The sequence below is a fragment of the Paraburkholderia strydomiana genome, assembly GCF_046030495.1.
Taxonomy (GTDB): domain Bacteria; phylum Pseudomonadota; class Gammaproteobacteria; order Burkholderiales; family Burkholderiaceae; genus Paraburkholderia; species Paraburkholderia strydomiana_A.
On the sequence record NZ_JAQQCJ010000057.1, the window covers coordinates 1 to 5351 of the forward strand.

Below are 5351 nucleotides of genomic sequence, written 5' to 3' on the forward strand. Positions count from 1 at the left end.
GGCGCTGCTCGATCATTTGCCGCCCGACGAGCGGGCCCAGTGGCTGCCGCGTCTCGCGCGGCGCAGCTACGAGTTCGTTCTCGGGCCCGGCGTGAGCGGGGCGCCTGTCGATGCGAGTCTCTCGGAGCGTGTCGCGCGCTCGATTGACGACGGCATCGGCAGCCGCTATCCGCTGGCGGTGAACGCGGTCCCCGGCGACCGCGAACGCCTGCAGGTGCATCTGAAGTTGAGCGACGGCACGCCGCTGACGATCGATATGCGTCCGATGTCGGGCGCGCCGTTATCGCGCTGGCTGCCGCTGGTACTGCTATTGCAACTCGTGGTGCTCGCTGCGTGCTGCTGGCTCGCGGTGCGGCTCGCGACGCGTCCGCTGCATCAGCTGGCGCTGGCGGCCGACACGCTGGGCCCCGATCTGAAAGCGGACCGCCTGCCGGAAGACGGACCCTCCGAAGTGGCACGCGCCGCGCGTGCGTTCAACGCGATGCAGGACCGGATCGCGACGTATATGACCGAACGCATGCAGATTCTCGCGGCAATTTCGCACGACCTGCAAACGCCGATCACGCGTATGCGCTTGCGCGTCGACGTGATGGAGGGCGAAGCGGAAGGCGCAAAACTGCGGCAAGACCTGCAGGAAATGGAGGCGCTCGTCAAAGAAGGCGTGACGTACGCGCGGACCATGCACGGCACGACCGAAGTGCCATGCCGCATCGATCCAGATGCGCTGTTCGACAGCCTCGTCTGCGATTACGTCGACGCAGGCAAGGACGTGTCGTTGCAGGGCCGCTTCGGCACATCGCTGACCACGCGTCCGCAGGCCTTGCGCCGCATCGTCGGCAACCTTGTCGACAATGCGCTGAAGTTCGGCGGCTCGGCGGAGATTGTCGTGGCGGCCTTGCATGATGGACAGACCACGATCAGCGTGCTCGACAGTGGCCCCGGCATACCGGCCGAGTCGCTGGAAGCGGTGTTCGAGCCGTTCTACCGGGTGGAAACATCGCGCAATCGCCATACGGGCGGCACGGGGCTCGGTCTCGCCATCGCGCGGCAACTCGCGCTGGCGATGGATGCGACGCTTTCGCTGCATAACCGTTCGAGCGGCGGGCTCGAAGCAAGATTGACGCTCCGGAATCTGACTTAGATCGCGAGCCGACCGGGCGGCGGCACAGTTCCATGTTTGCACCGCCGCCGCTCCACTCAACCCCTACCTCGCTGACGCGTCTTGCGCTTACGCGCGTCATTCGCTTCTCTGGGCGCCGAGAACATCGGCATGCACTCCTGAATCCACTTGAGCAATTCAAGCGGGCCCGGCGCAAGCGGCCTGTCGGTCTTGACCAGCACGCGCGCTTGCGCCCCTTCGAATAGCGGATGCGCGATCGGCACCGTCGTCAGTTCGCCGCTCGCCAGTTCACGGTACGCAGCGAACTCGCCGATCAGCGTCATGAAGTTCTCCGCCGTCACGAAACGCTTTAACGCGCTCAGCGAGTTCGTCGTCAGGGTCGCGCGGATTGTGACGTTCTCGGCCAGTTCCGCCATCTTCACGACATGGCCGATCCCGAATGTCGGCGGCATCAATGCGAGCGGGTACGCCTGGAGGTCGTCGAGGCTCGCCGGTCCTTTTCTTTTCGCCAGCGGATGATCGCTTCGCAACAGCAGCACGACGGGTTGCGGCGAACTCGCCCGATATTCGATGCGCGGATGCGGCGGCGGGTTGTACGCGAGCCCGATATGGGCGCGGCTTTCCGCGACTTCATGCTGGATCGCGTCGACCGCGAGCATCTCCATGCCGATGTCCAGCTTCGGATAGCGGGCACAGAACGGCGCCAGCACGTCGTCGATCAGCGTATCGACATAGCCTTCGCTGACGGCCAGTTGAATATGCCCTTGCTGAAGGCCTTTCAGCGCGTGCAACTGGTCTTCGAACTTTTCCTGCTGCGACCGGTAGCCGCGCCAGAACTCCAGAAGGTGCGCCGCGGCTTCCGTCGGCTTGACGCCGCGCGCCTGGCGCTCGAATAGCGTCGCCCCCAATTCCTCTTCGAGCAGCTTGATCTGCCGCGTAATCACGGACGGCGACGTATTGATGCTTTCCGCTGCGCCGCGAATCGTGCCATGCGTCAGCACTTCGTTGAAATACCGCAGGCGCTGCTGATTGATCTCTCGCATTCCCTCGCTCCCGTGCGCTGTTTGCGTTGCTCACAGAGCAACGATACGTGAACTTAGTTGCTCTTGCTATCAGTGTTTTGCCCTGCCACTATCGATTCAACCCTGACGACAGGTCCACCCAAGGGAACCGGAGACAAACATGTCAGCAATTCACCCCTCGACAGCCCGCGACGCCGCTTCAGCGCTCTATAGCAAGCTCAACTGGCGGCTGCTGCCGTTTCTGGTGGCCTGCTACATGTTTGCGTACCTGGACCGTGTGAACGTCGGGTTCGCCAAGCTCCAGATGCAAAGCGATCTGGGTTTCTCCGATGCGGCGTATGGCGTCGGTGCGGGCATCTTCTTTCTCGGGTACGTGCTGTTCGAAATCCCCAGCAATCTGATGCTGCCGAAGGTCGGCGCGCGTCTGACGTTCAGCCGGATTCTCGTGCTATGGGGCATCACGTCGGCCTGCATGCTGTTCGTCCAGAACGTGACGGCCTTTTACGCGATGCGCTTCCTGCTCGGCGTCTTCGAAGCCGGCTTTGCACCGGGCATGATCTATTACCTGTCGTGCTGGTACGGACCGGCGCGCATGGCGCGGGCGATTGCGCTCGTGTTCGTGGCCGGGCCGCTGGGCGGCATCGTCGGCGGCCCGACATCGGCCTGGCTGATGACGACGCTCTCCGGCGTGTGGGGTCTGGCTGGCTGGCAGTGGATGTTCCTCGTCGAAGGACTGCCGTGCGTGGCGCTGGGTCTGCTCACGCTGCGCGTTCTGTCGGACCGTCCGGCGGACGCGAACTGGCTGAGCGACGACGAAAAGCTGCTGCTGCATAGCGAGACCGCGCCCGCGCAGCATCGTGCGCATTCATTCAGGGACGTGCTGCGCAGCCCGCGCGTCTATGTGCTCGCTATCGCGTACTTCTGCCTCATTTTCCCGATCTACGCGATCAGCTTCTGGTTGCCGACGCTGCTGAAAGACCAGGGCGTCGACGACACGATCCGTCTTGGCTGGTACGTCGCGATTCCTTATGTGGCGGCCGCGCTCGGCATGTACCTCGCGGGTCGCCGCTCGGACCGCGTGGGCGAGCGCCGCTACCACTGCGCGATTCCGGCGCTCGGTGCCGCGACCTGCCTGATCGCCGCGATTCTCGCCGATGGAAGTCTGACGCTGACCCTTGTCGCGATGACCGCGGCCACTGCCTGCTTGTGGATGGCCTACACGGTCTTCTGGGCGATTCCTTCGCAGCTGATCGAGGGGACCGCGGCGGCCGGCGGCATCGCGCTGATCAACACGGTCGGATTGTCGGGCGGATTCTGGGGTCCTGCCGTGTTCGGCTGGACCAAGACGTGGACGGGGAGCATGCATCTGGGCCTCGTCGTCATGGCATGTACGGCGGTGGTGTCGGCCACGCTGATTCTGACGGGCAAGCTGACGCTCGACAAAAAGCCGGTTTGACCGCCTTCCACTTCCCCATATAGAGAGTGAAGAACATGAAAATCCTGATCGCCGGTTTCCAGCATGAGACCAACACATTCGCACCGACCAAGGCCACTTATACGAGCTTCGTTCAGGGCGAGGGCTTCCCGCCGCTGGCGCGCGGCACCGACGTGATGGCGCTGCGCGACGTCAACGTGCCGATCGGCGGATTCATCAAGGCGGCGCGGACGAACGGGCACGATCTGATTCCGGTGATCTGGGCGGGCGCAAGCGCCTCCGCGCATGTGACGACCGATGCGTTCGAACGCATCGGCGGAGAGATTCTCGACGCCGTGGCAAAGGGCGGCTTCGATGCGATCTATCTCGACTTGCACGGCGCGATGGTGACCGAGCAGTTCGACGACGGTGAAGGCGAGCTTCTGGAGCGGGTGCGCCGGATCGTCGGCGACCGCATGCCGGTGGTCGTTTCGCTGGACCTGCATGCGAACGTCACTGCGCGCATGGTCGAGCATGCGAGCGCGCTGGTCGCGTATCGCACCTATCCTCACGTCGACATGGCCGAAACGGGAGAGCGCGCCGCATGGATTCTCGAACAACTGGTGGCGCAAGGCCGTCCGCTGCATTGTGCGTTTCGCCGCGCGCCGTTTCTCATTCCCGTGAACGGCATGTGTACGCTGGTCGCGCCCGCAAGCGACATGTACGGCACGCTGGCGGCGCTCGAAGCAAAAGACGTGGTGTCTGTGTCGTTCGCGCCGGGTTTTCCGGCCGCCGATTTCCCCGAATGCGGGCCGACGGTCTGGGCCTATTCGTTCAGCCAGGATGAAGCGAATCGCGCGGCCGACGCGTTGTATTCGAAGCTCGTCGGCGACGAAGCGCAATGGGACGTGCCCTTCCTGAGTCCTGACGAAGCGGCGCAGGAGGCCGTCGCCGTGAGCCGCGCCGCGACGAAGCCGGTCATCATCGCCGATACGCAGGACAACCCCGGCGTGGGCGGCGATTCGAACACGATGGGCATGGTGCGGGCGCTGCTGCGCAACGGCGCGACGCAGGCGGCAGTTGGCGTGATCTGGGATGCGGAGGTCGCGGCGGCGGCGCATCGTGCGGGCGTCGGCGCGCGCATTTCGGCGGCGTTGGGCGGTCGTTCCGGCGTACCGGGCGATGCGCCGCTCGAAGCGGTCTTCGAAGTCGAACACCTGTCGGATGGGCGCTTCCGTTTTGACGGCCCGATGCTCAATGGCATGCAAGGCGAGTTGGGTCAGGTTGCCTGTCTGCGGATCGAGGGGGTCAGGATTGCGGTCAGCGCTATCAAGATGCAGGTGTTCGATCGCAACCTGTTCCGCGTGGCGGGCATCGAGCCCGAGCAGATGAAGATCCTCGTGCTCAAGAGTTCGGTTCATTTTCGTGCGGACTTCGAAGCAATCGCCGATACAATTCTCGTGGCAAAAGCGCCGGGACCGATGGCCGCCGATCCCGTCGACCTGCCGTGGGAGCGTCTGCATCCGGACATCCGCGTGCGGCCGATGGGGCCGTCGTTCGAATCGCTCCGCGCGGTTGCTCTCTGACTTCGACTCTGGTTTGTCTGGACACAGCCTGAACGGCACCGTGCGCAAGTGCAGCCGCGCGGGAGTCGGGCTGATGTTTCTTTTCGTGCATCGGGAGCGCGTGCATCGCAGCGCGCCCATCGTTAAGGAGAATCGTCATGTCGGAACAGATCAACAACCGGCGTCGCCGTTTGCTAGGGACCACGGTTGCGGGTTTCAGTTTGCTGGAG

Annotated in this window: 4 protein-coding genes; 3 read left to right on the plus strand and 1 reads right to left on the minus strand. The window is 64.1% G+C overall.

The window, feature by feature from the left end:
* On the plus strand, window positions 1-1141 hold a 1141-nt coding region (locus tag PQQ53_RS34785), incomplete at its 5' end, for an ATP-binding protein (protein WP_408329222.1).
* Window positions 1142-1197: 56 nt separating this feature from the next.
* Here PQQ53_RS34785 and PQQ53_RS34790 read toward each other — a convergent pair.
* Window positions 1198-2163, minus strand: a complete 966-nt coding sequence (locus PQQ53_RS34790; protein WP_408329225.1) for a LysR family transcriptional regulator — start codon at window positions 2161-2163, stop codon at window positions 1198-1200.
* 139 nt (window positions 2164-2302) lie between these two features.
* On the opposite strand from PQQ53_RS34790, the gene PQQ53_RS34795 reads away from it, so the two are divergent.
* Window positions 2303-3598: an MFS transporter gene (locus PQQ53_RS34795; protein ID WP_408329228.1), complete on the plus strand. Its 1296-nt coding sequence runs from the start codon at window positions 2303-2305 to the stop codon at window positions 3596-3598.
* A gap of 35 nt (window positions 3599-3633) precedes the next feature.
* Window positions 3634-5142, plus strand: a complete 1509-nt coding sequence (locus PQQ53_RS34800) for a M81 family metallopeptidase (RefSeq protein WP_408329231.1) — start codon at window positions 3634-3636, stop codon at window positions 5140-5142.
* Window positions 5143-5351: the final 209 nt, after the last annotated feature.